The sequence below is a fragment of the Thalassotalea ponticola genome (genome assembly GCF_041379045.1).
Taxonomy (GTDB): Bacteria; Pseudomonadota; Gammaproteobacteria; order Enterobacterales; family Alteromonadaceae; genus Thalassotalea_A; species Thalassotalea_A ponticola.
Window position 1 is genome coordinate 1689595 of record NZ_CP166871.1, and the last position, 24443, is coordinate 1714037.

A 24443-nucleotide genomic window follows, 5' to 3' on the forward strand; every position below is an offset into this window, starting at 1 on the left:
TACATGTTAATCGTTCAAGCGTTTTTTGCAACAGGTTTTTATCAATACGGTGTCCGTTCGCACAATTATTAATCACAGCGTCTATTTTTTCGCTGGTTCTTCATTTAGCTGGACATTCAGTTGATTAAACAAGTTAATTTGGTTTACCCCTTCAATCAACATGGGCATATCACTATCTTCGCTGATCAAGGTGTCTAATTGGGTAGAATAGCTTTCAAAATTGCCTTGCTGGTCGACAATGATATTTTTGTCTTTCTTAACCACGAGCAAGCCATTTTCGACCGTATTGGCAAATATGCGATCATCGCGAATGCGGTATACATTGCGGCCGTTGCCATATTGCTCATACGGTGTGCGGCATTCATACCAATAACGCAATAGTGTCGTGGCAATGTCCATGTTAGCGGTCAGCTCGGTAATGGTTCGCGCTTGCTTATCAGGCCAAATCACTAGCGATGGCTTTGTCGACACCACGCCTGTTTCGCGTTTATTACCCAAGCTCGTGATCCAGATCACGTCTTGGGTCGTCTTTTGTTTTTGCGCCAGTAGCAACGCATTTACAAAAAGCTCGTATTGATAATCACTGGTTTCCTGAAAGTAGAAAATGTGCAGGCCAGTGGCAAGACTATTTAATCTGTCGGCAAAAACAAACGGCGAAATATCGCGATACTCATCGTGTTGAGCGAATTTATTTAATAGCCAATCAGGTATCGTAGAGGCTTGCTCTGAATCATTAATTAAAGTGAGCGACGCCGGCGTGTCACTGGCGGCTAATTGCTGCAGTAACATAGGCGTTGCATCTTGCTTTTGCATTTCACTGGCGTACAGCGAAGGCAAGCTAAAAAGCAGATTAAACCAAGCATCTTGTTGATTGGCGTTGTCGATATGATTAATCAGCTTACTGCCTTTAATAGCCGATTGCTTGTTGAACTGATCAATTTGATGCTTCGACAGGTTAGAGTCGTTTAAAACAATAAATACTGAGTACGGCTTGGGGTCAAGCAACGCACACTGTGGAGCTAAACTTGGGTAGGGTGATACCCCTTGTGTTAGCGTTATAGGGCTATTGCGACGGTCCCGATAGTCTTGTTGGTCAAATAAACCATATTTTGTTAACAGTGTTTTTGCTGTTGCAGGGTGTGAAAAAGGCAACATGTTATCTTGTTTCAACACCTGATAATCCACTTTCGCATCAGCGTAAATATGAATCACATGACTGGCAACAAAGCACAATAACAAGCCGCCCACAATGGCTTTTAAATAGCGTTTTTGCTGTAACTCTTTGAGGTGTTTCCAGGCGTAATTGCTGACCACCAATTCAAATATTAAAATCGCTATAAATGCGGCTAAGGCAATGCCGGTAAAGGACAGGGCCTTGTCACTGTACTGTTTCTCTACTAACGATATGATTTGTCCACTTGAAGCCCAATTTAAGTGATAACCTAATTGGTGGTAGGTAAAACCATCTAACAGCAATAGGGTTAGTAACACCGTAAAGATCACCGATGCGATACCTCGGATAAATCGGGTTTTGGGGTATATCAAGGTGATCGGGAAAACCGTTAAGACAAACGTTACAAACGTTAAGAACGCCATATGTCCCAACCAAGTGGTGGCCATATACACTTTACTCAACAGTGTTTCTGGCATGCCTTCGGCATCGAGAAAAACAACGGCAATCACTATGGCGGCAGCGATGTTGAAAAACGTAAACCAGTGTCCCCAGCTGATCAAATGTAATAATCGTTTACTGTAAGACGATTTTTGCTTGTTAACCATATTATTAATTGCCGTTTTTTGTTATTTTACTGTTGCGTTGATTGTTCAAGCGCTTTGCTAAAGTTTTTGATTATCGCTGCGCGGTCCTTTGCAGGAACTTGATTGGTGATAATCGTTGATAAGGTGTTTCCTAAGCACATCAGTGCTAAATCAGTTGATACATTGTCATCAACTAAGACATCTAAAAGATTTTGAACAATTTTTTCTACACGTTCGTTAGAATATTTCGATACAATAGGCATTATCTTAAACGGATCCTGTTATGTTGGTTTTTAAGGCAGGGAGAGCACCTCAGTGGCTCGCTCGTATCTTTTTAACCAAAGAGCTAAACATAAGTTAGATGATTAGTTTATCAAAAGCTTACGGAAGATAAAACAAACCAAATATTATGAGTTTAATTATAACCAATATTGATCTGCATTACTTAACGAAAGCAGAGAATGCAGCTCAGGTTGAGATCACCTCGAATAAAGGCATGATTGAAGTGACGGATAACATCACTGCTTTTATGCAAGCCTTGCACAACACCTACAATGGCAAAGGAAGTAAATCGTTTGGTGGTTTCCAGCAGGGACCTGAGATAGACAACGCACAATCGTTTATGCGTTTACTGCAAATTTACCTCGATGATCAAGACCAGTTCATTCCATTTTCCAATCAAGCGGTTATGCGCCTGAAAAACGAGTTGGAAAAATACGACCTCGCTGAAAGTGGCTATCTGGTCACTTGCCACTATGAACTGCTAGGCGGTCGTTACTTATTCGTTTGCTTGTTACCGGTTTCTGAACACTACTACGTCGACGGTGAACTGAACATCTCAGCAGATACCCACATTGATACGTTAAAAATGCAACTCGCAGCGCGTATTGATCTGTTTGAGTTTGAACAAAACCCGCATAGCAACCGCTATATTTCATTTATCAAGGGACGCGCTGGACGCAAAGTATCCGACTTTTTCCTCGACTTTTTAGGTTGCGAAGAAGGCATTGATGCCAAGCAACAGTCGCAAAACCTAGTCCAAGCGGTTGAAGACTTCGTCAATGTTAATCAACTCAATGCCGAAGAAAAGCAGGACAAGCGCAAAGAATTGCTTTCGTACTGTAAAGAGCAAAAGGCACAGGGTAAAGAAGTTAACCTCAAAGAAGTCTCTACGGCGATAGACAGCGACGATAATGGCGAAAGCTTTTATCAGTTTTGCCAACAGAACGACTATGCCTTGGAGGAGTCATTTCCACATGAGCAGTCGGTTATTAATAAGGTAACCAAATATTCAGGCTATGGTGCGGGTATTAGCGTCAGCTTTGAACGTTCACATTTTGGCAATGATGTTAGCTACGATCCTGACAGTGATACATTGACCATACATAAAGTGCCACCCAACCTTAAAGATCAACTGCTAAAATTAGTGGCAGATCAAGCTAGTAAGCCGGCAAATACGGTGGACCAAAGCGCAGATGACGACGATAGTGCGCCATTTTAACAACTTTTTATAGACAATTTTATTGTCAAACAACGAGATTTATATGACACAAAGTTTAACCATTACCCGCCCTGACGATTGGCATGTTCACCTGCGCGATGGTGACGTTTTAAAAGATACTGTACGCGATATTAGCCGCTATTTTGGCCGCGCCATTGTCATGCCTAACTTAGTTCCGCCGGTAATGAATGCCGAGCAAGCCAAAAGCTATTACGACCGTATTCAGGCACACAACGGCTCTCAGTTTGAACCCTTGATGGTTTTATATTTGACTGACAACACCACGGCTGAAGACATAAAGCAGGCCAAGGCTAGTGGTATTGTCCACGCGGCTAAATTATACCCAGCAGGTGCGACTACCAATTCATCGTCAGGTGTAACTGATGTCAAAAATATCTACAGCGTTATCGAAGCAATGCAAGAAGTGGATATGCCGTTGCTTATTCACGGTGAAGTGACGGACAATCACATTGATATTTTTGATCGAGAAAAAGCATACATCGAAACCATTTTGACCCCGTTGGTCAGTGATTTTCCAGATTTACGCGTTGTTCTTGAGCACATCACCACCAAAGATGCAGTAGAATTTGTTGAACATGCCGGTGATAATATTGCCGCGACGATCACCGCACACCACTTACTATACAATCGCAATCACATGTTAGCTGGCGGTATTCGTCCACACTTTTTCTGTCTACCTATTTTAAAGCGCGATATACATCAAAGTGCGTTGGTGAAAGCGGCCACAAGTGGTAGTAAAAAGTTCTTTTTAGGTACCGACTCGGCACCGCACACTAAAGATAAAAAAGAAGCAGCGTGTGGTTGTGCTGGTTCGTATACAGCGCATGCTGCTATTGAGTTGTATGCCGAAGTATTTGAAGCTGAGAATGCCCTTGATAAACTCGAAGCATTTGCTAGCTTTAATGGTCCTGATTTTTATAAGTTACCGCGCCACACTGATACCATTACTCTGGTTAAACAGGCATGGCAAGTGCCAAACACGATGCCATTTGGTGACGACGTCGTTGTTCCAATTCGCGCAGGTGAAAATATCCATTGGCAAATTAAATAGGGCAATGATATGAAAAATATGCAATTGTTCGTAAATGATTTAACGGTCATCGACTTCTCATACTTGTGTGAAGAGCGCGGCGTTGTCGGTGAAAGTTGGATTGTAGACGTACTGTTGTCGGGCGACTTGAACGCTGAAAGCATGGTTTTGGACTTTGGTATTGTGAAAAAGCAAATCAAAGCCATTATCGACGATAGTGTTGATCACAAACTGGTATTACCGGCAAACAGTAATGCCCTGGTTGTGACCGAGTCCAAGCGCAGCGAGCATTTGTATGTAGACTTCAACGGCCCGGATCACGCGTTGTTCTTACAATCGCCCAAACAGGCGTTTGTTAGTATAGATACCGATAAGATCACTGAAGAGTCCGTTACGCGTTACCTAGAAACCGTTATAAAACAACAGCTACCAGAAAACGTGCAAGGCATCAAATTAGGTCTTCGCGCAGAGGTTATTGATGGTGATTACTATCATTACACCCATGGTTTGAAGAAACACGACGGTAATTGTCAACGCATTGCGCACGGTCACCGCTCTAAAATCTCGATTTACCGCGACGGTGAAATCGCCCGTGATTTAGAGCGTGACTGGGCCAAACGATGGGCCGATATTTATCTCGCGACAGACAGCGATCAAGTGTCGTTTGATGAGGTGGAGTTAAGCGAAGTCGCCAAAGCAAATATCCGTCCAGATCATCTGTTTTTTAGCTACTACGCGCCTCAAGGGCGGTTTGACATAGCGGTGCAAAAGCATACACTAGAAATTGTCGACTGTGACTCAACGGTAGAGTTACTCGCCGACTACATTGCTAGACAATTAAAACAAAAGGCACCACAGCACACGTACCAAGTTGTTGCCTACGAAGGTGTCGGTAAAGGAGCTATTGCCAGTGCATAAAAGTGTTATAGCAAAACTTGTCGATAGCACAAAGATTATCGCTTTGTGCTCGCTCGCCATAAGCCAAAGTGTCAGCGCTGAAATTGACTTACGCCTTGAAGGCGATGTCACTCAAGGCGGTTTAATCGTCGGTCAAACCGATGTAGGTAATCAGGTGTCGCTTAATGGCAAGCCATTAAAAGTATCATCGCACGGTTTGTTTACGTTTGGTTTTTCACGCGATGACACAGCCACACATGAGTTGCTCATTGTCGGTGATAACGGTGAGCAATTGGTAAAATCGCTAAAACCAACCCCGCGTGAATATAACATTCAACGCATTGAAGGCATTAAAAAGTCGATAATGCAACCGAGCGAAGCGGCGTTAAAGCAAATTAAACAAGACGGTATTAATATTCGCAACGCACGTGGTCTAGTATCGGATAACATCGATTTTGCCCACGGTTTTATTGCCCCAGCATCAGGACCAATTACCGGTGTGTATGGTAGCCAGCGGATATATAATGGCGTACCGAAAAATCCCCATTTTGGCTTGGACTATGCGGGTGCCAAAGGTACCCCGGTAAAAGCGCCAGCGGCAGGCGTGATAACGTTATGGGAAGCCAATATGTTTTATTCCGGTGGTACCTTAGTGATTGACCACGGACATGGTATTACATCAACGTTTTTACACTTAAGTGCCTCGTATGTCGAAGTTGGCGAAAGTGTGCTGCAGGGACAAGAAATCGCGGAGATTGGTTCGACTGGACGTTCAACTGGACCGCATTTGGATTGGCGTGTTAATTGGCACAATGTCCGCTTAGACCCAGCATTGGCGCTAAAGCTGCCAAACTTTCACACATTTGGCAAAAAACAACAAGCGTCCAATTAATTCATGGTTCCACATAGCATGACGCGCTGTATGCCTAGTCGTTATAAGTTACAGAAAAAAGCCGGTTAATCCGGCTTTTTATTTGCTCATAATGGTTGCCAAGTGAGTTAAATACGCATAACAAGAGGGCGGTTAACTGAAAAATCAGTCTATTAATGACTCTCTATGGTACGTTTTTTACCTGATTTAGCACGTTCTAGGTGATCTGATTGTACATAAACTCGATCTGTCGTGCCCATGCTTGCGTGGCCAAGTTCATCGGCCATGTGTTTTAACGGCCGTGAATCAATGTCCATAGATGCTCCAGTATGTCGCAACCAATGGGTAGTAGCCTCTTTGAGCATCTGTGCTTCGTTACTAAAACCTTCCTCGATCATTTGTTGGTAAGCATGGTCAAAAGCTTGCTGCACGATTCGACGCAGTTGTCGTGATGTCATGCCGCCCGAGCCTTTTAATTTGTGTACCAACGGATCGGTTTCACTCGATAATGGGTAGCCTTGCAAACCGCGACTTTTGCGGTAGCGCGCCAAATAAGGCAAAAACGAATCGGGAACACTCACATCGCGTTGTTTAGCGCCTTTACCAAACACTTTAAACCAGTGATTTTTATCTTTATCTTGCCAAAAATGACCCATTACCGGTTGCCAATTAGCGCGTTCGGATAATTCTGAAATACGCAAATACAAGGTTTTCAAGCAGGCTATAATAAACAAAGTACGCTCGTGATCAGTATCTTGATCTGCAAGCTTGGTGGTACTTTCTAAAATAAAATCCCACTGTAACGCCGACAAACGCTTAACCTCGGTAAACGAGCTATTTTTAATTAAGTAAGGGCAATCCTTTTTCACCGACGCAATCGCATTGCCAAACGCATAATCTTCAGTAACTAAATAGTCGTAATACACATTCAGCGTGGAAAACGTTGCTTTTAACGCATCTTGTGACGTTTGGTAGTTTTGCTTTTTCTTTTTAAAATCAATGTCATTTGCACGCTGTGATTTCGGGATTTTAATGGTAAATGGTCGCCATAAAGGATTAATCGAACGCACACCATGGCGATCTTCAAAGCGTCGATAAACATTATCCGAAATCCAATCCACCGGAGGCTTATAAATAAAGTCGATGTACGACTCTAAGTCGCGACGCTTTAAATGCACCACGGATTTTTTTGCCACCAGCCAGGACCACAGTAAAAACTTTTCCGATTCACCGCGAAACAAGTTATATGTGGCTTCATTGCGGCGTCCTTTAGATTGGAGAAATTCTTTGGTGTATCGGTAATCGTCAAGTGCATCAGGTACGTCTTGCGATACGAACTCAACAAAGGCGCGAACACTAGGGGCATCATCGCTGAACAATTGATTCTTGTGCATTTGCAAAAAGTAACGGTGTGAATCAAACAGCGGTTGAGCATTAAATTTTTCAGACATGAGATGTATATGTTCCGTTATTATTATTGATATTGCGAGTTGAACTGTCGATTTTGTTTAACGGCAATAATGTAGCGAAGCGACAAAACGCTCGTGAACGTTAATTTATGTTAATGACAGTAAAACAATGCAATAACAGTATACTAAAAGCTCCAAACTCAAATGTCCACTAATTAACATTAACGGACATTTCAATAGGTAAACGTATGCCCTGTAACGGTATCAGTATTTATGAACTGTTCCTATGTTGGCCAAAAGCAAAATTACACTCATAGTTAACCCGGCTTTATCGCGCGTCTGTGTAAAATTTGCGTGTGATAATAGCCAAAACCGTTCTATTTTTTACGTACGCGCCAATAAATTGCGGTTATTTTAGGTCAAAAGCCACAGAAATCCTGGGCTGTGAGCCCGAAAATGGCAATGTTGAATGCCACACATAAGACGGAAACAAATTTAATACACCCGCTTGTGGTTTGACGTAACGCTCGGTGGTTAACGTATTGGCCATGTCGCCAGATAAATTTAAGCCCGGTTGACCAATCGCAAAATAGCCTTGTTTGTCAGTACTTTGTGTAACTGATGTTGGTACTGCTGCATAATACGCACTTGAATACCATCCTTTTGGATGTACATGACTGCGATGAAATCCGCCTTGTTTTATCCAAATCGACCACGCCGTGGCAAAATCAAAGTCGGCTCGATAAAACTGTCGAACCGGATGTGTTGGTGACAGCTTGTTAATCCAGTTTTCGGTTAACGTATTCTGTGCTGTAATCAACAAATAGCGCTTTAAATCTTGGACAACCTCAATATCCTGGTCAAATAAAAAACCCGGTGTCTGCGTTCCTTGATAAACCGATTGAGCCAAAGGCTGTTGATTCATGTTATGACATGCACTAAGTGCTTCTAGTAACGCGCTGTTAAAGACATCAATATTTGCGTATTTAGTCTGATCGATTTGCAACTCTCGTTGAAACACCACCTGGTCATAATCACACAGTTGTTGATACGCATCATCATCGATCAGTCGCAAGCAGCTCGATTTCAGTGCCCAGTAATACTGATTACTTGCTTGCCAACTTAGTAGCTGGTCAATGTGTTTATTGGCCGCAACGACGTCATTTGTTGCCAGTAACGATTCACTGACAAGTTCCTTAATGTGGCTATGGGCAACGTTACTCAGGTCTATTTGTTGGTTATCCACATGTTCAAGTAACTGCTCAAATTGGCCGTGTTTTTTATAGATCTGACATTGCCCGTAAATTAGCTCAAGCGATTCTCCGTATTCGCGTGTGTATTGTTCGAGCTGAATTTGTGCTTGCTCAGTCTGATCACTGTTGAGCAGTTTGTTAATATGTGCAGCCATGAGCTTTGGCGTTAATTTTGATGCGGGAATTTTTTGATACAGCGAAAATGATCGATCTTGCGCCATTTCGTACGCCAATGACGTGGCTAAATCGAGTAATTTACTATCATCCGCAATCATATCGAGCCCTGCATTAAACACCTGTAGTGCTCGATTTGAATAGCCTTGATGTAGCAAAGCAAGACCAAATGTCTGATAAATATGGGGATTAGTTTTGTGATTGTGTTTGGCTCGGTCAAACCAAATCTGTGCCGATGATGGGTCTTTTCGCTTGATCTCAAGCTCACACCATTGCAACAGATACGATAGCGCGCTCTTATCTGTTACCGTTGATAAATAATGCACAGCCTTATCCAACTGTCTCATCTGGCTAAAGCAATCAGCGAGCGCCAATGCCGATTTATCGTGCGAGTTTGTTAACTGTAATACTTTTTCAAATTGTTTTATCGCTTCCGTCCATTGCTTACTTTGTTTGTAACAGAGCCCTAAATTGAAATAATATTGATACACGGACATATTAAGCTTAATTGCCTGCTGTAAATGTTGCTTTGCTTGTTGTAACTGCCCTTCTTTGCGCAGTAAATCACCAACCACATTATGCAGTTCATCAGCGTTTGGATTGACATGCAAAGCATCTAATAAGCGCTGTTTAGCGCGCGCTAGTTGTCCGTGTTTTAACAGCGCTATGCCGTGAGCTTTGATCAGTTCAAAGTGTCCGATATTATGCTTTTGTAGTTGTTCGAAGTGGCCTAACGCATTGACAAGATCACCTTGTCGCAACGATAACATGGCATTATTTGCCAAGCTATTAAGAGTATTTTTCATAATTCATTAACGACTGTTACCAGTCGCTATACGACGTTATTGTTATTGGTATTGTTATTTGCTCAACTTTGCTCGCCAAGTTAACCATTCGGGGTCAACCTCAGCGTGAAGTTTAAAGCGCGCCCCCGAACTGACCCGAGAAAATGTTTCGTCGCGCTGCGGATTTGGCTCTGGCGTACTAAAACTTATACCACCAGAGAGTACTGCGTCAATGCTTTCAGTGTTTATTTGTACGCCCGAAATAAAACTGGCATTAATGGAGACGCCACTATTGTGATAAAATTTGGAACCTTGGCGCACTAAGTGAGCATAATCGTGGTAAATGTTGGCGTACACATCGACACCAGTTGCTACAGCGTTTAGCGCGACCCCCAATACTTCACCCACCTGAATCTGTTTGTAATAAATTGGATCGCCAATATCGAGCGAACCGCGTTTATCACTACGTAAGATCAAATTTAATCCCGAGCTAAGGCTCGTCACTGCGGGCTCGTAGGTTAATCCACTAAACACGGTAACGGGCTTGCCATTACCGGGTAACACCCGAAGAAAATTACCGGTGAGATACGCCACTGGGTCTTTTACGTTAGCAACGTTAATGCGTGGCTCGACATGCCAATATTTTGCCCCGTGTTGTTGGAGTCTTGGGTACTGGTTGGTGATTGTTGCGCGCAGTGTGGTTTGACTAAGTTGACTATCTAAAAGTACCTCGTTGACTCGCCCAACCACATGGCCATTAAAGCGTATTTGCGCGCCGTGTTGAATATCAATAACCTGATCAAAGGCAATGGTGATTTCTGTTCCCGATATTAGAGCCATGGTTTTCGATTCATATAACCGGAACTGATGTAATTCATTGGCCTTATCAGCGCCTAGCGCCCGATCGTTGTTCATTTCAATCGCACCTTGCAGTATTGATTGCAGGTTACCTGCATTCAATTCAATACCATTTAATCCAGCGGTTGCAGAAACCCCACCAGCGGTGTAAAACAAGCTTGATTGTTTGACTAAATGCGCGTGAGATTGATCAATGGTAAGCGCAATCAACACCGAATCTTTCAGTGAACTTACTTGTACTGTATCGACCTGTCCAATGGTCATCGATTTATACAGCACAGGGGTGCCTCGACTTAAGCCAAATGATTTATCGGCGTAGAGATGTATTTGTAAACCGGGCTCTGTCGGAGACTTTTGCGGCGCATTGGACAGTAGCACAAAGCGATCGCTAGCAGTGCCCTGTCCCGCTTGTATTTGCAAAAACATACCGTCAACGAATGCCGACAAAGCACTGGGATCTGATAATGACAAGCTCGGTTTAACAACCCAAATACGACTGTCCTCTCTAAACAGATGCTGGTATTTACTAGCGTATGCGATGGTGACGATATTTGAATAGTTATCATTGGCTGGCACGACACGTTTGACCATGCCGATGGTATCATCTTGGAATTTTAACGCTGTTGTGCCAGCCAACATGGGGTAAGTGTTAGGCGCAATCAAGGTGATTTCTTTGTCGTACGTTGCCTCGGCGAACGAGCGAGCTAATGAGAATCGCTCACCGTCGTTGACTGAATTAGCACCGTTAAAATCTAAAGTTTCAAACGCGATTCCGCCCGCCAATATTGTTTGCATCGGTCCAACATCAATATTTATTGCCCGTAATGAAGCGTTGATGTCGACTCCGCCAAGCTCGAAGAAAACCGAGCTGCTATTGACCAAATGTTCATATTCCGGCTTGATAAATACGTGCACGTTAAACTGACTGTTTGTCGAGTCAAGCTGATACCCTTGTACCGTACCAACCTGCATATAACGGTAAAACACCGGTGCGCCAAACGGCACGGATTCAACACTATCGGTTGTCACATACAGGTGCAAACCTTGCTCTGTTAACGGCAATGGCGGCTCACTTGCTAATACGTTAAACTCTCGCGCAGGTTGACCATCACCAAGGCGAAACGCGACATACGCGCCACTCAATAGACGCTCTATATTGTTGACACCTGTTAAGCTTATCCGTGGTTTAACCATCCAAAATTGCATATTTGACAGTAAATACGGTTCAAGCCGAGGGTCCATTAACACGCTGGCACTAACTCCGCCTTGTTCAGAGTTACGGATAAACTCTTTGACCAAGCCAACTTCAATACCTTCAAACATGACCTTGGTGATCCCCGCTTTAATTCCACTTTGCTTGGGAAAATGCATTGTCACTTTTATCCCTGAGCGAGCTTGATCAAAGTCTTGATACAACGCGTATTCTGTAAAGTCATTTACCACTGTACTGGTGGTATTGATATCAGGAGTGTAAAAGGCGATCCCCCCGTTGACAATGGCGCCTATTGATTGGGTGCGAATCTTAAACCCCGATAGGTCACCACTCATGTCAATGCCACTGGCATTCCAAAACCGGCTATTGAGTTTGACGAGATGCTCATATTCAGGCTCGATTAATACGTTAATCGCTAAGTATTCAGCACTCTCGAGCAATTGATAACCATACACTTCGCCAACCCGAATTTGCTTGTAAAACACACCACTGCCATGACGAATAGAGCCGAGCTCTTTTGCTCGTAAGACAATATGTAAACCGGGTTCATCGTCAGACTTAGGTGGCGGTTCACTTAAGGCCACGTATTGGCGTGTGCCGCGCTCGCCTTCCCCGGGTAAGAACTCAAAATAGTTACCAGTAAAAACCGTGTCTATGCCTGAAACACCAGACAAACTGATATCGGGTTTGACTAACCAAAAGCCACTTCCCTGGGTTAGGTACGAACGTATGCTTTTGTCCATGCGCACTGTGACCAGTACCGTGGTTAGATTTTGTAAATCAAGATCTGTCACCAAACCAACAACAAACCCTTTGTATCGAACTTCGGTTTTATTGACCACTATACCTTCAGCACTGTCAACTTTGATGGTGATGTCGATACCGGCTTCGACAACGGAACGATACAGCAACCAAAGACCAATTAAGGCGGCAAGCACTGGCAATGCCCATACCCAAGAAATGTGCCGTTTGTTCGAAATAATCGCGCTAGTTTCGGTCATCTTTCGCTTTACTTATCCTCACTCTGGTTTTCACCTTCATCCCATAACAACCGCGGGTCGAAGCTATTGGCGGCAACCATTGTCAGAATCACCATAATCGCAAATGCAGTGGCACCTGCGCCCGCTTCAATTTCAATCACACTGCCGATTTCTACCAGTGAAACCATCAGCGCAACAACGAACACATCAAGCATAGACCATTTGCCAAGTAGCTCAATATAGTGATATAAATCAGTACGTTGCTTTGTAGTTAGGTGTGATTTTCGCTGCAGAGAACGGAGTAAAAAAAACAGCCCGACTATTTTTGCTAACGGCACAATAAAACTGGCGATAAAGACAATCGCGGCAATGGGATACATTCCTAACTGAACCATCGTTACAATGCCAGATAATATCGTATCCGGTTGGCCTTTGTTGAAATACAACACCGTCATTATCGGCATGGTATTGGCCGGTATCGCGACTATTAATGAACAAATGGTTAAAGCCCAGCACTTTTGAATAGAGTCTGTGGTGCGCTGTTCAACAAGGCTCTGACAACGCGGGCAGACATTGTGGGTTAACGGATGATACGCAATCAGTAAGTGGCACGTTGAACACTGTGCCAAACCGCGCTGTTTGGCGGTGATGGTTGATGCGGAGTTAGCGAGCATCGACGTGATCCCAAATCAATTGCTTGTCCATGGTCACCTTTAACGAAACAACGCATAGCATCAATAAACAAAAGCACAGCAAGCCTAAATCGTAGTGCAAGGTAGCCATGTCCCTGAGTTTGAAAATAGACACCAAAATACCAATCAAGAACACTTCGAGCATTTCCCACGAGTCGGCACGAATATAATAAACCAACAAGCGTCGATACCAGTTGTGGTGAGTTTGTTGATATTTTACCCCCACACTTACCAGTAAAGCGGCGATTAATTTGACCAATGGAGTTAACGCACAAAAGATAAACACCAAGCATGCGACGATGTAAAGTTCACTTTGCCATAATGCGTGAATACCACTATACAGGCTCGCCGAACTTTCAACCGATAACACTTGTAACGACATCAATGGGTAAAACACAGCGGGGAGATACAGGATTAAACCCGATAGACACAGGGCAATGGTACTGTTAATCGGGTTGTATTTTCGTGTCAAAATCACGTGCTGGCAACGAGGACATTTAGCCACTTGACCTGGTTTGAGCGACTGAATGTCTACCAAGGCGTCACAGGCGATGCATGCGTATTGCCGTTGTAACATGATGATTATGAACCTAACTTTAGGGTATTTATACTTTATTGTTGGTATAAATGCGCTGTTTGGCAAGTTTGCTACCGACCAAACCCCGTATGTTGAGACGACCTTAACTGGTTAAAATCACGTTAGAGTATGTGTGAAACCAGCAATCATGTCTCGCCTGTCGTTTTAGAGGTACTCGAACAAAGGTAATAATCGACACTGACCCACCTACCGGGACCAATAAAAAACAACGCTAACAGTAAAATAAAATATGTGGCTGCAAATTCAATACCGTTGTTGAGTAGCACCACATTACCCGTTTCAAATAACCAATCAGGGTTGCCATGCTCGTTTAATATACTTTTGATCCGCTCAAGCCGAACCGCCGCCGCGTCGCTATTTGCCAACGAATCTTTAGCATGGTCACTGCCCAGCCAAGCCAAAACATTGGCCGAGCTTGTTTCCGAATTAGTTGGCGTAATCGCATACCATCCATTATGCCAGTGTACGGTTGTTGCTGCGACGATCATAGTAATCATCAAGCCGATACAGACAAACCGCGTAGCGAGTCCCGCCAACAACAACCAGCCACCAAAAAATTCAGTCCAGGCAGCTGCATTAGCCAATATTTCAGGATATGGCAGTCCCAGACCCCATTCGCTGTTGCCAAACCATTGAACAATATCCGGATCGGCTAGCAAACGCTCGGACCACGTGAGGTCACTATTGCTAATCTGTAATTTGTTGTAGCCCGCAATAATAAAAACCGGTGCTAAAAACAACCGAATGAGTAACGCAGGTATAGCGTCTAGAGATAGTAACCACGACACGCCCGCACGGTAGATTGATAACATATAAGCCTAGTTCCATGTAAAGATTTAATACCAAATAACATCAGTCTAGTAGAAGCTCTGGTTTGTTGAACGTTTTTGCTATAGATTTTGTTTGACTTAACAGGGATTTAATCAACTCGCAGTGATACTTCTATGGTTATTCCATACAAGCGAACCGCACCAAGTGTCGCCAAGTTTGTGCAAAATATACAGCCAACAACATCAGCCCTAACTACTTGAAAATACACAAGTCACAATATTTTGTAACTATTTTTTAATAAACGCGGTGAAAAAGAGATATTTAAACGACATACGTGTATATTAAGATAACAACCAATAATAACTATATCTCTATGATTTTTATGCTATATGAGAGGAAGTATGACTGAAAAGCCAAGTGTCATTAAACGGTTCTTTAAAGGTTTGTGGGCGATTTTAAATACCTCACGTAAAATCTTTTTGAACTTAATATTTCTTATATTTATCATTTTCTTGATCAATATATTTACCCGCGATGCTGAAACAATCGCCATTGACAGTTCAACTGCATTGGTACTCAACCCCAAAGGCGATATTGTTGAGCAAAAACAAGAAATTGATCCTGCCGATCAAATCATGCAAGAAGCACTTGGTCAACAAGAGCAAAACCCTGAAGTATTGCTAGCCGATCTCTTGTTAGTTATCGACGAAGCGAAACGTGACGAGCGTATAAAGGCACTCGTTATTTATCCTCAGAGCATACAACGAGCGGGATTACATCACTTACAGGTTATTGGCGACGCGATAAACGAGTTTAAACAGTCGGGTAAACCGGTGATAGCCTTTGGTGACTACTTTAATCAAAGCCAGTATTACCTTGCGTCATACGCCGATAAGGTTTGGATGAACCCTGAAGGTGGCGTGATGTTGGAAGGCTTTGGTCGTTATCGCACCTATTTTAAGGCGGCGTTAGACAAGTTAAATATTACCCAGCACGTATTCAAAGTCGGCACCTATAAATCAGCGGTCGAGCCGTATATCCGAGATAACATGTCGAATGCCGCTAAGGAAGCGAATCAGGCGTGGTTGGGGCAACTGTGGCAAAACTTCAAATTAGATATTGCTAAAAATCGACAAATTGATGTCGCCAGCTTTGATGAAACGGCACGTCAATTGTATAGCAAATTGCAAAAAGCAGACGGCAGTTTTGCCAAATACGCGTTACAAAGCCAGTTAGTTGATGATCTTAAAACGCGTGAACAGATACGGTTAGAGATGATTGATCAAGTTGGCAAAAGCTCACACCACGATAGCTTTAGTCAAGTCGCCTTTAAAGATTACTTAAAAACGGTTAAACCCAGCGTTCCATTGGTTAATCCATTAACCGACAAAGTGGCGGTCATTGTCGCTAAAGGTACTATCTTAAACGGCAATCAAAAAGCAGGTTCTATTGGCGGTGACTCAACCGCTAAGCTACTGCGCAAAGCTCGCTTAGACGATAAAGTAAAAGCTGTTGTTCTTCGCGTAGACAGTCCTGGCGGCAGCGCTTATGCATCTGAAATAATTCGACAAGAAGTTGAATTAATAAAAGCTGCTGGCAAGCCGGTTATTGCGTCAATGGCTAATTACGCCGCATCAGGAGGCTATTGGATTTCAGCCTCGGCTAACGAAATTTGGGCATCGCCAAATACCATTACTGGCTCTATTGGTATATTTGGTATGTTTATGACCTTTGAAAAAGCACTTGATAAAATAGGTGTTCATACCGATGGTATAGGCACCACTGACTTTGCGGGTATCGGTGTAACGCGCCCTCTTCCCGAAGATATTGGCGCGATTTTGCAACTTGGTATCGAACACGGTTACCGAGAGTTCTTGAACTTGGTCGCAACAAACCGCAATATGAGTATTGAAGACGTTGACCAAATAGCTCAAGGGCGCGTATGGACAGGTGCTAAGGCACAAGAGCTAGGTTTAGTCGATAAACTCGGCGACTTAGATGATGCGATTGACGCGGCAGCCAACAAGGCGGGTTTAGATAAGTTCGACGTATTGCTGATTGAAAAAGAGTTAAGTCCGCGTCAGCAATTCTTACGCAATTTATTTGAAAATGCACAAGCTTTGTTACCTACTGAGCACACTCTGTTCGAACAGGCGACCTCAAACCCGACATTGCAACAGCGTATTATGCAACTGGTTAATGAATATGAGCAGGTTAACCAACTTAACGATCCAAAAGGTATCTACTCATTCTGCTTAACATGTGAAGCGCAATATTAGTTTGTGTGTGAATAAACCAACAACAAAACGGGATGTTTGACATCCCGTTTTTTATTTCAATAGACAGTGATAACACCCCTATTGCTCTGCGCTGTTGCGTGATCTTATATAACTACGCTCGCTTGAATCGTTACTTTATGGCAAGGCTACGGTGATTGTTGGTGTATATACGTTGAAGTGTATGTTCGATATTTAGCGTGACTGAATAAAGAGATGTTATTAGCGAACTTACCAGCTCTGATAGAGCCAATACAGACTACCCACATCATCATACTTGATGGCTTAAGCGCTACACAAAATCGCGTTTAATTTGAACACCGATCCGAAGTGAAAACAATACCAAATTAATGTTGTGACTTAGACAGATTGGCGGTTAGCTACGGCTAATACCACCGAGTATGAGCAATTGGCGATAACACGGACAGACGAGAGCATAAAAACCTAGTAAGAAGAGTCGAGATAAAACGCGGTTTAACGAATGAGACCGTGCTCAAGCGCAAATCATCACGCCGATAGCACAAGTGTTGCGGCTCAAGGCTCGTCAACGCCGGCTCTAGAACTGTTGTTAGAGCTTGTTGTTACCCGAGGGAGTTATGGTCAAACAGGACGGTTCATTTCTATATTTGCTCTTGAATACTCAGAATGCTGTCCTAAGGAAACAACATTGAAACCAAACTTCTTGTATAGGTTAATTGCCGATTTTAGCCGTGTGTTTGACACTAACCTGACAGACGTTGCATTGATATCTTTGAGCAGTTCAAGCGCGGCCTTCATCAGCGCCTCACCGATACCTTGACCTTGGTATTTTGGGCAAACGGCCATCCTCGCTAGTTGATATACGCCTTCATTCTCTTTAAATAAGGCGCAAACGCCAACAACCTTTTCATTATCAAACGCGTATAAAATATAACCACCGGAGCGAATTATGCGTTCAGGATCTTTAGCGAGTACATAGTCAGATTTTTCAAGCTCGAAGTACTTAGTAATCCACTGTTCATTGAGTTCAATGAATCGATCTAAATATTTGTTTTCATTAATTACAACTTTCATTCGAGAGTATTTCACAACGCCTAGTCAACGGTAAAAAAGGTGACTAAAATTGACAACGAAAGATAACAAGCCCCTTGCTGCGCCCTGTTTAATCACTTGTTAAGTGCAAACAACATCACAAAGTCTTAATCATATGAACCATTTCAGGCTTAAAACCGAGGCTATGATAAAAGTTACTTGCCCTTGAATTGTTTGCAAATACTTCAAGATGTATCAAGCGACAGCCCAATTCCTTAGCCCATTTTTCAGCGGATGCCATTAACAGCTTGCCGATACCTAACCCTTGCGATTTAGGCGATACCGCCAGAAGTGGAATGGTTCCACAAACTTCCCCTGTAATGTCATCACAGCGAGTACGAACATGAATAAAGCCAAGAGCAATGTTATTAGACTCTGCAATTAACGTTGTATGTGGGGTCGACGTCTCACCAAGCATCTGTGAAATATAATTCTCCTGCATTTTTTGAATATCATTATCTGTATGCCAGTCTAGTTTCGCGACCTCTGCTAGGTTCGGTGAAAGCGAAAATATGAAAGCGCGATCAGTTTCATCTGCTTTTCTTATTATTACATTATTCGTCATATAAAATTTTGAAACCCTTACCTCGAGGCTTAATTGCATATAAGGTCTTGCTCAGCGGAAAATTAGGCGTTCGCACGTAATTAGCTATGCTCAGCTATACCCATGATAACAGGCATTGAGCCACCAGGACTTTCCATTGAAAATGGTACCGATGTACTATATTTTGAAAATCCGGCTTGCTTTAGAGCTAGCTCAATCCGTTCTTTTGAGAAGCCAATACCAGGTTCATCATTATCCTTCAACCAGTCCCACTGAACTAATAAACCGCCCTTTTTTAGCAACTGTTTTAACAGATTGAGCGTGGCTTGATAATCTGAAACAAAAGCCAATGCAGATGAAGCGACGATGACATCGAAACTACCACAGAGACCTTCAGTACAAGTTAGCAAATATTGAGTGAGCTCGCTGTTTATTACTTTGACGTTGGGAAGGTGTTTATCTGTAAGAACTGAAATCATTTTCTCACTAGGATCAAGTGCGACGACTGAGTTCGCATGTTCGGATATTCTTTGAGTAAGCAGACCTGTCCCACAGCCGAAGTCCAATACGTTGCTTCCATCTAAATCAACAATATTGACCAAAGATTCATAAGCCTTGTGGCTATATAAGATTACTGTCTCATTGCTGTCCCAGCACTGAGCGTAATCGTCCCAGCTTTCGCTCATTATTTCTATTTCCGCTGATTATTTTGTTCAAATTAACGACCCGCAGTTAATTGGCTGGACCTGTGTTTATTTAAAATGAGTAGCCTAAACTTACTGCTGCAAATCCAGAGTATTCTGTGTCCTCTGTGTAATCTGTGTCATCCAGACAATCCTTAGAGCACCTCGACATACCCGCATCGAGACTGATATTCCACCCTTGTGTGTATTCGCCTGAGAAGTGATATGTCATATTAACACTGTGATATTTAGCTAAACTAAATAGATTTGATAGTACGCCCGTTGTCGCGCCAAGAGAAACATTCTCTATCAATTTATAATCATAGCCACAGTTGTAGCCAAAAAAGCCCATAGCACACCGGAAATTGTGTTTTTGCTCAGAAATGTTAGCTTGATAACCAAATATTCCACCGTATTTAATCCCAACTCCGAGAGAATTTTCAAACTCTAACGACGAGCTTACCGGTGAATAAATCAAAAAAACTAAAAAATACAACTTTTTCACGTCAACTCCTTGACTCATAAACGAAATGACAGCCCACGAGCGACTAGACTCCAATCGTGAGCGAGCTTAAAGCACAAGTCATAATTGGTTTGTTAGATAGCTAATCTAGATAATCAATAGTGGAGGCTAGCATGAGCAAACATAACATACTTTTCATAGGGTTAGATACCCAAAAAGAATTATTATCCGGTAATATTTGTTGCTGCTAGGTGTGGCGTGAGTGCGCTTTTATTGCCGGCAATAGATTGCGCAAAACGAGAGAGCGAATGTGCTTCGTGCCAGTCTGATAGACAATCGCAAAGGTATTGGCATTAGCCTTCGCAACGACGGCTAGTCTGTTGAGAAGGCCCAAGTTGATGTCGAATGTTAGCCAACCTTGTTTTTAATGCACCGTTTACAAATCGGTAAAGCGAGCAATGTCATCAGCGTTGATGTTGTTATCTGATGCGTTACTCGGCTTTTTAAATTGGGCTCTTAACTCGGCTTTTGACTTGTGAACAATTTCACCGTTTTGTCCCACGGTAAGCATTTCATCGCTGTTGAGATGCTTTGCTTGATAGGCCATTGATAGTTGCAGCGCTGATTCGCGTTGACTTTGTTCAACAACAGTACCATTTGGCCAGCGACCAGTTTCGGCTGCGTGCTTTAATCGCTCGTACATGTCACTGGTCATGTTTTCTACTACATTACTTAGATCCACTGTTTACCTCTTTTTACTTGCGCTTAGCCCACAAAATTCTCACACGGGTGACTACATACCAAACAAAACCGACAACGGTCGTCCCAGCAGATAAGGTATATTGCCAAGAGTGTGGTTGGTGATCGCCCCAAAACATAAAACCAAAGCCACCGCAAAACAGTAACATTGCCAACATAGAATGGGTCATCAGTTGCTGATGTTTTTGTATACGTGCCATTTGTTGCATTGATTTGCGTTGCTCGTCAGAGGTACCATCAAGTACGGTATGACAATGTTGGCAGACAGGAGCCTTCGACGAAATGCGCTTGTTACAACTTGGACAATCAATTAATGCCATGGCGTATCCTTATTCAAACGGCTCATAGCCAAACGGGCTATGAATGAAAAACAGGTGCTAATTTTACAAAAAAAAACGCCCCTTGGGGCGTTTTTCTATTATTTATTTTGCGAAAGTTTCTTTTCCCATAATTCGGCATGTTCAATGCCGAGACTCTTAGGATCGAAGGTGACGTCTTTAATTCCTTGTTTGCGTTGGCGATCGTAATCTTTTAGTGCCTTGATTGCCGGTTTGGCAACAAAGAAAATAATCAGTAAGCCAACAATGTTTAACCAAGCCATTAAACCAACACCAACATCGCCTAACCCCCAAGCAATGTCTGCAGCTTTCACCGTACCGTAGAACGTTGCGGTCATAATAACCACTTTAAGTAGCGTCATTAAACCAGGTGCATCAAACGTACGCTTGATGTAGGCAACGTTATTTTCAGCGATAAAGTAGTACGCTAAGATAGTCGTAAAGGCGAAGAAGAACAACGCCAATGCGATAAACGGTTTACCGACACCCGCAAACACACTGTTTACCGCCATTTGGGTAAATGCAGGGCTGTTCGCAGCCACGTCTGCGGCGAGATTTTGCACCACAAATGTATCGCCAACGCCGTGCACGTTATACATACCGGTGATTAAGATAACAAATGCGGTTGCTGAACACACAAATAAGGTATCAACATACACCGAAAATGCTTGAACTAAGCCCTGTTGTGCAGGGTGATCTACTTCAGCGGCTGCGGCAGCGTGAGGACCAGTGCCCTGACCTGCTTCATTTGAGTAAACACCGCGTTTCACCCCCCAACCAATGGCGGCGCCAAAACCGGCCATAGGTGAGAATGCATCGCCAATAATTAGCGCTACAATCGCTGGAATTTCACTGATGTTTAAGGCAATGATCACCATCGCAATAATAATGTAGGCTAGTGCCATAAACGGCACAATAATTTGCGTAAACGCGGCAATGCGCTTTACCCCACCAAAGATAATAAAGCCAAGCAGTAAAACAATCGCAGCACCCGATAATATTTTGGCAGAGCTCAATGTACCTATGGCGGTATCGATCATAGGACCGGTACCAAAGGCCATTTCCACGGCATTACCAATACTATTTGATTGAACAGTTGGTAGCAGGATACCTGTTGCAATGATGGTTGCAATCGCAAATAACCACGCGTACCACTTTTGTCCTAGTACCTTTTCAATGTAATACGCTGGACCACCGCGGTATTGGCCGTCGTGCTCTTCTTTGTATATCTGCGCAAGCGTCGATTCAATATAAGCGGTGGCTGCACCGAAGAACGCTACCACCCACATCCAAAACACGGCGCCAGGTCCACCAAAGCCAATCGCGGCACCAACACCGGCAATATTACCAGTACCAACGCGTCCCGACAGTGACACGGCTAGCGCTTGGAATGATGAAATACCTTTGTTAGAGCTTTCACCTGAAAGTAATAAGCGCCACATTTCGCGAAAATAGCGGATCTGCACAAAGCGCGTGAGAAACGTGTAAAACAATCCAGCACTGAGACATAGATAGATCAGCGCAGGACTCCAAATAATGCTATTTAGCATATTGACTAAATCAAGCAAAACGATACCCCTAAAATGTTATTAAATTAAATTGCATTTTTTATTATTTTTACGCGCATTAGCCGTTTACTAATGCGCTTTAATCGCTATCGCAAATCGTCAATGACGTGATAAATAGCGGTTAAGAAATCGCGCCCCAATAGTGCGGAACGATTATCATTCCAACCGACCACAGGGTCAGGAAGTAAGTCATTGTCTTTAAATGGCATTTCCACGGTATACGCTAAACATTTAAAGGTTTCACCAACCCAGTTAGAGCCAACCGTTAAGTTAGCTTGGCCCGGCTCGTCTTTGTCGTAGCCACGGGTATCCTGAAACTCCGGAGTAATGGCGAGTAAAATTTGCTTAAATTTATCTTCTAACGCTTTGTGGCGTGCATCGTAAGATGGAATACCTTCACAACCGGCGACAAAGTTTACTGGCAATGCCTCATCACCGTGAATATCGAGATGCATGTCAACACCCACTTGATGCATTTTTTCAGTAACTAAATACACCTCAGGGCTTGATTCCATTGACGGTTCAAGCCACTCGCGATTCAGGTTAACTCCTGCCGCATTGGTTCTTAGATGTCCACGTACACTGCCATCAGGGTTCATATTGGGCACGAGATAAAAAACCGCTTTGTTTAACAACGAACGCGCAACACCGTCGTCTTCATCGAGTAAACGATCGATAAAGCCTTCCATAAACCACTCTGCCATCGTCTCACCAGGGTGTTGACGAGCAGTCACCCAAACGTGCATTTTGCCTTCGGCGGGCTCTCCGACTCTTAGCAGGCTCATATCACGGCCATCTAGAGTCTGACCTAAAACGTCTAATTGACACTCTGGGTGCATTTGCGCTTGGTGGATAAGGTCTTGATGACGCTCATAGCTGTAGGGAACAAAATAGGCAAAATACATGGCATCGCATTCAGGCGTCACCGTTATCGTCAGGTTTTGGCCATCAAATTCAGTTGGCACTCGAAACCACGTATGGCGGTCGTATGAAGCCATTGCTTGATAATCATCCCACCCTTGCACATATGCTGACTGACCCGCATTGGTGATCTTTAAGGTGTGCTGACAACGATCATTATTATGTAATTTAAAGTGGAACCATTGATAAAATTCTGATTGATTATCGTGCTTTATTTCTAATTGAATATCATCGGCTGATTCGGCTTTGATAACGCGTATATTACCGCTATCAAAATTTGCTGTAATTTGCATAGTTATAGTCTTTTCATCAATTGAAAGTGGCATCAGTTTACACAACAAACGGCCTAGAAAGAAGACTGGTCATTAAAAAGATCAGTTTAAATAGCCTATCTATTGTTGCTACAAGCGACTGAACATCCAACGTATGTCGCTACAAGCTGCGCAAATACAAACCGAGCTCGGTTGAATAACCCATCGAGCGATGTAAAACCACGCCATTTGGATCGAGTACGTAATAACTTGGGTATGCTGAGATCTGATAAGCCTGCTTCACCTGTTCATTGCCGAGCAATATTGGAAAGCTCAACGCGTGTTTTTCGACAAACTGATCTACGTCGTTTTTACTCTGGTAATCAAGCGCTATGGCAACGATGTTAAGCGCATCATTGCGTTGATGAACGCGTTCTAAATTACCAATACTTAGGTGGCAAATAGTACACCACGGAGCGAAGAAATAAACGAGGGTGGTTTTGTTGGCATCAGGGCTAATGATATCACGAGGCTGATAGTGAATATCGAGTAAGCGAAATTGACGGGCCTGTGTGTCATCGGTTGATAGCATATGACGCTGCTTGAAGGCCGATACACCATTAAAAATGGCGATAATTATTGCCAACTGCAACACTATGTATGCCAGTTTTTTAAAGTGATTCGAATTGTATTTGAACATCGACGGTTGCCCGTAACAGCGCCGCTACGCACAGACATTTTGTCTGCGCAAGCCTTGG

At 43.2% G+C, this 24443-nt stretch carries 22 protein-coding genes; 5 read left to right on the forward strand and 17 right to left on the reverse strand.

Annotated elements, in window-relative coordinates; all coding sequences use genetic code 11:
- Positions 1-81 precede the first annotated feature (81 nt).
- The gene (locus tag ACAY30_RS07190) at positions 82-1779 is read right to left on the reverse strand and encodes a DUF3413 domain-containing protein (protein WP_290250358.1); all 1698 of its coding nucleotides are present in this window, start codon (positions 1777-1779) and stop codon (positions 82-84) included.
- A 26-nt stretch (positions 1780-1805) separates the two neighbouring features.
- Positions 1806-2021, reverse strand: coding sequence for a DUF1414 domain-containing protein (locus ACAY30_RS07195; RefSeq protein WP_290250359.1), 216 nt, complete (start codon positions 2019-2021; stop codon positions 1806-1808).
- Between the two features lie 146 nt (positions 2022-2167).
- On the opposite strand from ACAY30_RS07195, the gene yejK reads away from it, so the two are divergent.
- The 4 genes from yejK to ACAY30_RS07215 are packed head-to-tail and all read left to right on the forward strand — an operon-like array spanning position 2168 to position 6099.
- Positions 2168-3259: a nucleoid-associated protein YejK gene (gene yejK, locus ACAY30_RS07200; protein ID WP_290250360.1), complete on the forward strand. Its 1092-nt coding sequence runs from the start codon at positions 2168-2170 to the stop codon at positions 3257-3259.
- A gap of 43 nt (positions 3260-3302) precedes the next feature.
- A complete protein-coding gene (gene pyrC, locus ACAY30_RS07205) occupies positions 3303-4331 on the forward strand; it encodes a dihydroorotase (protein WP_290250361.1) in 1029 nt (342 codons plus the stop codon).
- Between the two features lie 18 nt (positions 4332-4349).
- Positions 4350-5228: a 6-carboxytetrahydropterin synthase gene (locus tag ACAY30_RS07210; RefSeq protein WP_290250409.1), complete on the forward strand. Its 879-nt coding sequence runs from the start codon at positions 4350-4352 to the stop codon at positions 5226-5228.
- Positions 5221-6099 (forward strand): M23 family metallopeptidase, encoded by an 879-nt coding sequence (locus tag ACAY30_RS07215; protein ID WP_290250362.1) that lies wholly within the window; start codon positions 5221-5223, stop codon positions 6097-6099. Before ACAY30_RS07210 ends, ACAY30_RS07215 begins: the two co-directional genes overlap by 8 nt.
- A gap of 152 nt (positions 6100-6251) precedes the next feature.
- Here the strand turns inward: ACAY30_RS07215 and ACAY30_RS07220 are convergent, their stop codons facing one another.
- From ACAY30_RS07220 to ACAY30_RS07245, 6 genes are all read right to left on the reverse strand, one after another.
- Positions 6252-7529 carry a site-specific integrase gene (locus ACAY30_RS07220; protein WP_290250363.1) on the reverse strand — a complete coding sequence of 426 codons (1278 nt, stop codon included), beginning with the start codon at positions 7527-7529 and terminating at the stop codon, positions 6252-6254.
- Between the two features lie 367 nt (positions 7530-7896).
- Positions 7897-9720, reverse strand: a complete 1824-nt coding sequence (locus tag ACAY30_RS07225; protein WP_290250364.1) for a putative 2OG-Fe(II) oxygenase — start codon at positions 9718-9720, stop codon at positions 7897-7899.
- 54 nt (positions 9721-9774) lie between these two features.
- Positions 9775-12771, reverse strand: coding sequence for a PqiB family protein (locus ACAY30_RS07230; RefSeq protein WP_290250365.1), 2997 nt, complete (start codon positions 12769-12771; stop codon positions 9775-9777).
- An 8-nt stretch (positions 12772-12779) separates the two neighbouring features.
- Positions 12780-13424, reverse strand: a complete 645-nt coding sequence (locus ACAY30_RS07235; RefSeq protein ID WP_290250366.1) for a paraquat-inducible protein A — start codon at positions 13422-13424, stop codon at positions 12780-12782.
- Positions 13414-14019: a paraquat-inducible protein A gene (locus ACAY30_RS07240; RefSeq protein WP_290250367.1), complete on the reverse strand. Its 606-nt coding sequence runs from the start codon at positions 14017-14019 to the stop codon at positions 13414-13416. Before ACAY30_RS07240 ends, ACAY30_RS07235 begins: the two co-directional genes overlap by 11 nt.
- Before the next feature lie 146 nt (positions 14020-14165).
- Positions 14166-14852, reverse strand: coding sequence for a DoxX family protein (locus ACAY30_RS07245; RefSeq protein ID WP_290250368.1), 687 nt, complete (start codon positions 14850-14852; stop codon positions 14166-14168).
- A 360-nt stretch (positions 14853-15212) separates the two neighbouring features.
- Here ACAY30_RS07245 and sppA point away from each other — a divergent pair, with 360 nt between their 5' ends.
- The gene (gene sppA / locus ACAY30_RS07250; protein ID WP_290250369.1) at positions 15213-17090 is read left to right on the forward strand and encodes a signal peptide peptidase SppA; all 1878 of its coding nucleotides are present in this window, start codon (positions 15213-15215) and stop codon (positions 17088-17090) included.
- Between the two features lie 597 nt (positions 17091-17687).
- Here sppA and ACAY30_RS07255 read toward each other — a convergent pair.
- The 9 genes from ACAY30_RS07255 to ACAY30_RS07295 all read right to left on the reverse strand — a co-directional run bounded on the left by ACAY30_RS07255 (position 17688) and on the right by ACAY30_RS07295 (position 24385).
- Complete coding sequence (locus tag ACAY30_RS07255; protein WP_290250370.1) at positions 17688-18140, reverse strand: GNAT family N-acetyltransferase; 453 nt, start codon at positions 18138-18140, stop codon at positions 17688-17690.
- A 115-nt stretch (positions 18141-18255) separates the two neighbouring features.
- Positions 18256-18723: an N-acetyltransferase gene (locus ACAY30_RS07260; RefSeq protein ID WP_290250371.1), complete on the reverse strand. Its 468-nt coding sequence runs from the start codon at positions 18721-18723 to the stop codon at positions 18256-18258.
- Between the two features lie 80 nt (positions 18724-18803).
- Complete coding sequence (locus ACAY30_RS07265) at positions 18804-19388, reverse strand: class I SAM-dependent methyltransferase (protein WP_290250372.1); 585 nt, start codon at positions 19386-19388, stop codon at positions 18804-18806.
- Between the two features lie 70 nt (positions 19389-19458).
- Positions 19459-19890 (reverse strand): hypothetical protein, encoded by a 432-nt coding sequence (locus ACAY30_RS07270; RefSeq protein WP_290250373.1) that lies wholly within the window; start codon positions 19888-19890, stop codon positions 19459-19461.
- A gap of 394 nt (positions 19891-20284) precedes the next feature.
- On the reverse strand, positions 20285-20590 hold the full coding sequence (locus ACAY30_RS07275) for a YeaC family protein (RefSeq protein ID WP_290250374.1): 306 nt from the start codon (positions 20588-20590) through the stop codon (positions 20285-20287).
- Positions 20591-20603: 13 nt separating this feature from the next.
- Complete coding sequence (locus ACAY30_RS07280; RefSeq protein ID WP_290250375.1) at positions 20604-20927, reverse strand: hypothetical protein; 324 nt, start codon at positions 20925-20927, stop codon at positions 20604-20606.
- A gap of 98 nt (positions 20928-21025) precedes the next feature.
- Positions 21026-22513: a sodium:alanine symporter family protein gene (locus tag ACAY30_RS07285; RefSeq protein WP_290250376.1), complete on the reverse strand. Its 1488-nt coding sequence runs from the start codon at positions 22511-22513 to the stop codon at positions 21026-21028.
- Between the two features lie 86 nt (positions 22514-22599).
- Positions 22600-23727, reverse strand: coding sequence for a M14-type cytosolic carboxypeptidase (locus ACAY30_RS07290; protein ID WP_290250377.1), 1128 nt, complete (start codon positions 23725-23727; stop codon positions 22600-22602).
- A 139-nt stretch (positions 23728-23866) separates the two neighbouring features.
- The gene (locus tag ACAY30_RS07295) at positions 23867-24385 is read right to left on the reverse strand and encodes a TlpA disulfide reductase family protein (RefSeq protein WP_290250378.1); all 519 of its coding nucleotides are present in this window, start codon (positions 24383-24385) and stop codon (positions 23867-23869) included.
- Positions 24386-24443: the final 58 nt, after the last annotated feature.

Coding starts and splice junctions, on each gene's coding strand:
- ACAY30_RS07265 (WP_290250372.1), bottom strand. CDS start 19,388: ATGAGCGAAAGCTGGGACGATTACGCTCAGTGCTGGGACAGCAATGAG.
- ACAY30_RS07290 (WP_290250377.1), bottom strand. CDS start 23,727: ATGCAAATTACAGCAAATTTTGATAGCGGTAATATACGCGTTATCAAA.
- ACAY30_RS07230 (WP_290250365.1), bottom strand. CDS start 12,771: ATGACCGAAACTAGCGCGATTATTTCGAACAAACGGCACATTTCTTGG.
- ACAY30_RS07240 (WP_290250367.1), bottom strand. CDS start 14,019: ATGTTACAACGGCAATACGCATGCATCGCCTGTGACGCCTTGGTAGAC.
- ACAY30_RS07220 (WP_290250363.1), bottom strand. CDS start 7,529: ATGTCTGAAAAATTTAATGCTCAACCGCTGTTTGATTCACACCGTTAC.
- ACAY30_RS07210 (WP_290250409.1), top strand. CDS start 4,350: ATGCAATTGTTCGTAAATGATTTAACGGTCATCGACTTCTCATACTTG.
- ACAY30_RS07255 (WP_290250370.1), bottom strand. CDS start 18,140: ATGAAAGTTGTAATTAATGAAAACAAATATTTAGATCGATTCATTGAA.
- sppA (WP_290250369.1), top strand. CDS start 15,213: ATGACTGAAAAGCCAAGTGTCATTAAACGGTTCTTTAAAGGTTTGTGG.
- ACAY30_RS07295 (WP_290250378.1), bottom strand. CDS start 24,385: ATGTTCAAATACAATTCGAATCACTTTAAAAAACTGGCATACATAGTG.
- yejK (WP_290250360.1), top strand. CDS start 2,168: ATGAGTTTAATTATAACCAATATTGATCTGCATTACTTAACGAAAGCA.
- ACAY30_RS07235 (WP_290250366.1), bottom strand. CDS start 13,424: ATGCTCGCTAACTCCGCATCAACCATCACCGCCAAACAGCGCGGTTTG.
- ACAY30_RS07280 (WP_290250375.1), bottom strand. CDS start 20,927: ATGGCATTAATTGATTGTCCAAGTTGTAACAAGCGCATTTCGTCGAAG.
- ACAY30_RS07190 (WP_290250358.1), bottom strand. CDS start 1,779: ATGGTTAACAAGCAAAAATCGTCTTACAGTAAACGATTATTACATTTG.
- ACAY30_RS07225 (WP_290250364.1), bottom strand. CDS start 9,720: ATGAAAAATACTCTTAATAGCTTGGCAAATAATGCCATGTTATCGTTG.
- ACAY30_RS07195 (WP_290250359.1), bottom strand. CDS start 2,021: ATGCCTATTGTATCGAAATATTCTAACGAACGTGTAGAAAAAATTGTT.
- ACAY30_RS07245 (WP_290250368.1), bottom strand. CDS start 14,852: ATGTTATCAATCTACCGTGCGGGCGTGTCGTGGTTACTATCTCTAGAC.
- ACAY30_RS07260 (WP_290250371.1), bottom strand. CDS start 18,723: ATGACGAATAATGTAATAATAAGAAAAGCAGATGAAACTGATCGCGCT.
- pyrC (WP_290250361.1), top strand. CDS start 3,303: ATGACACAAAGTTTAACCATTACCCGCCCTGACGATTGGCATGTTCAC.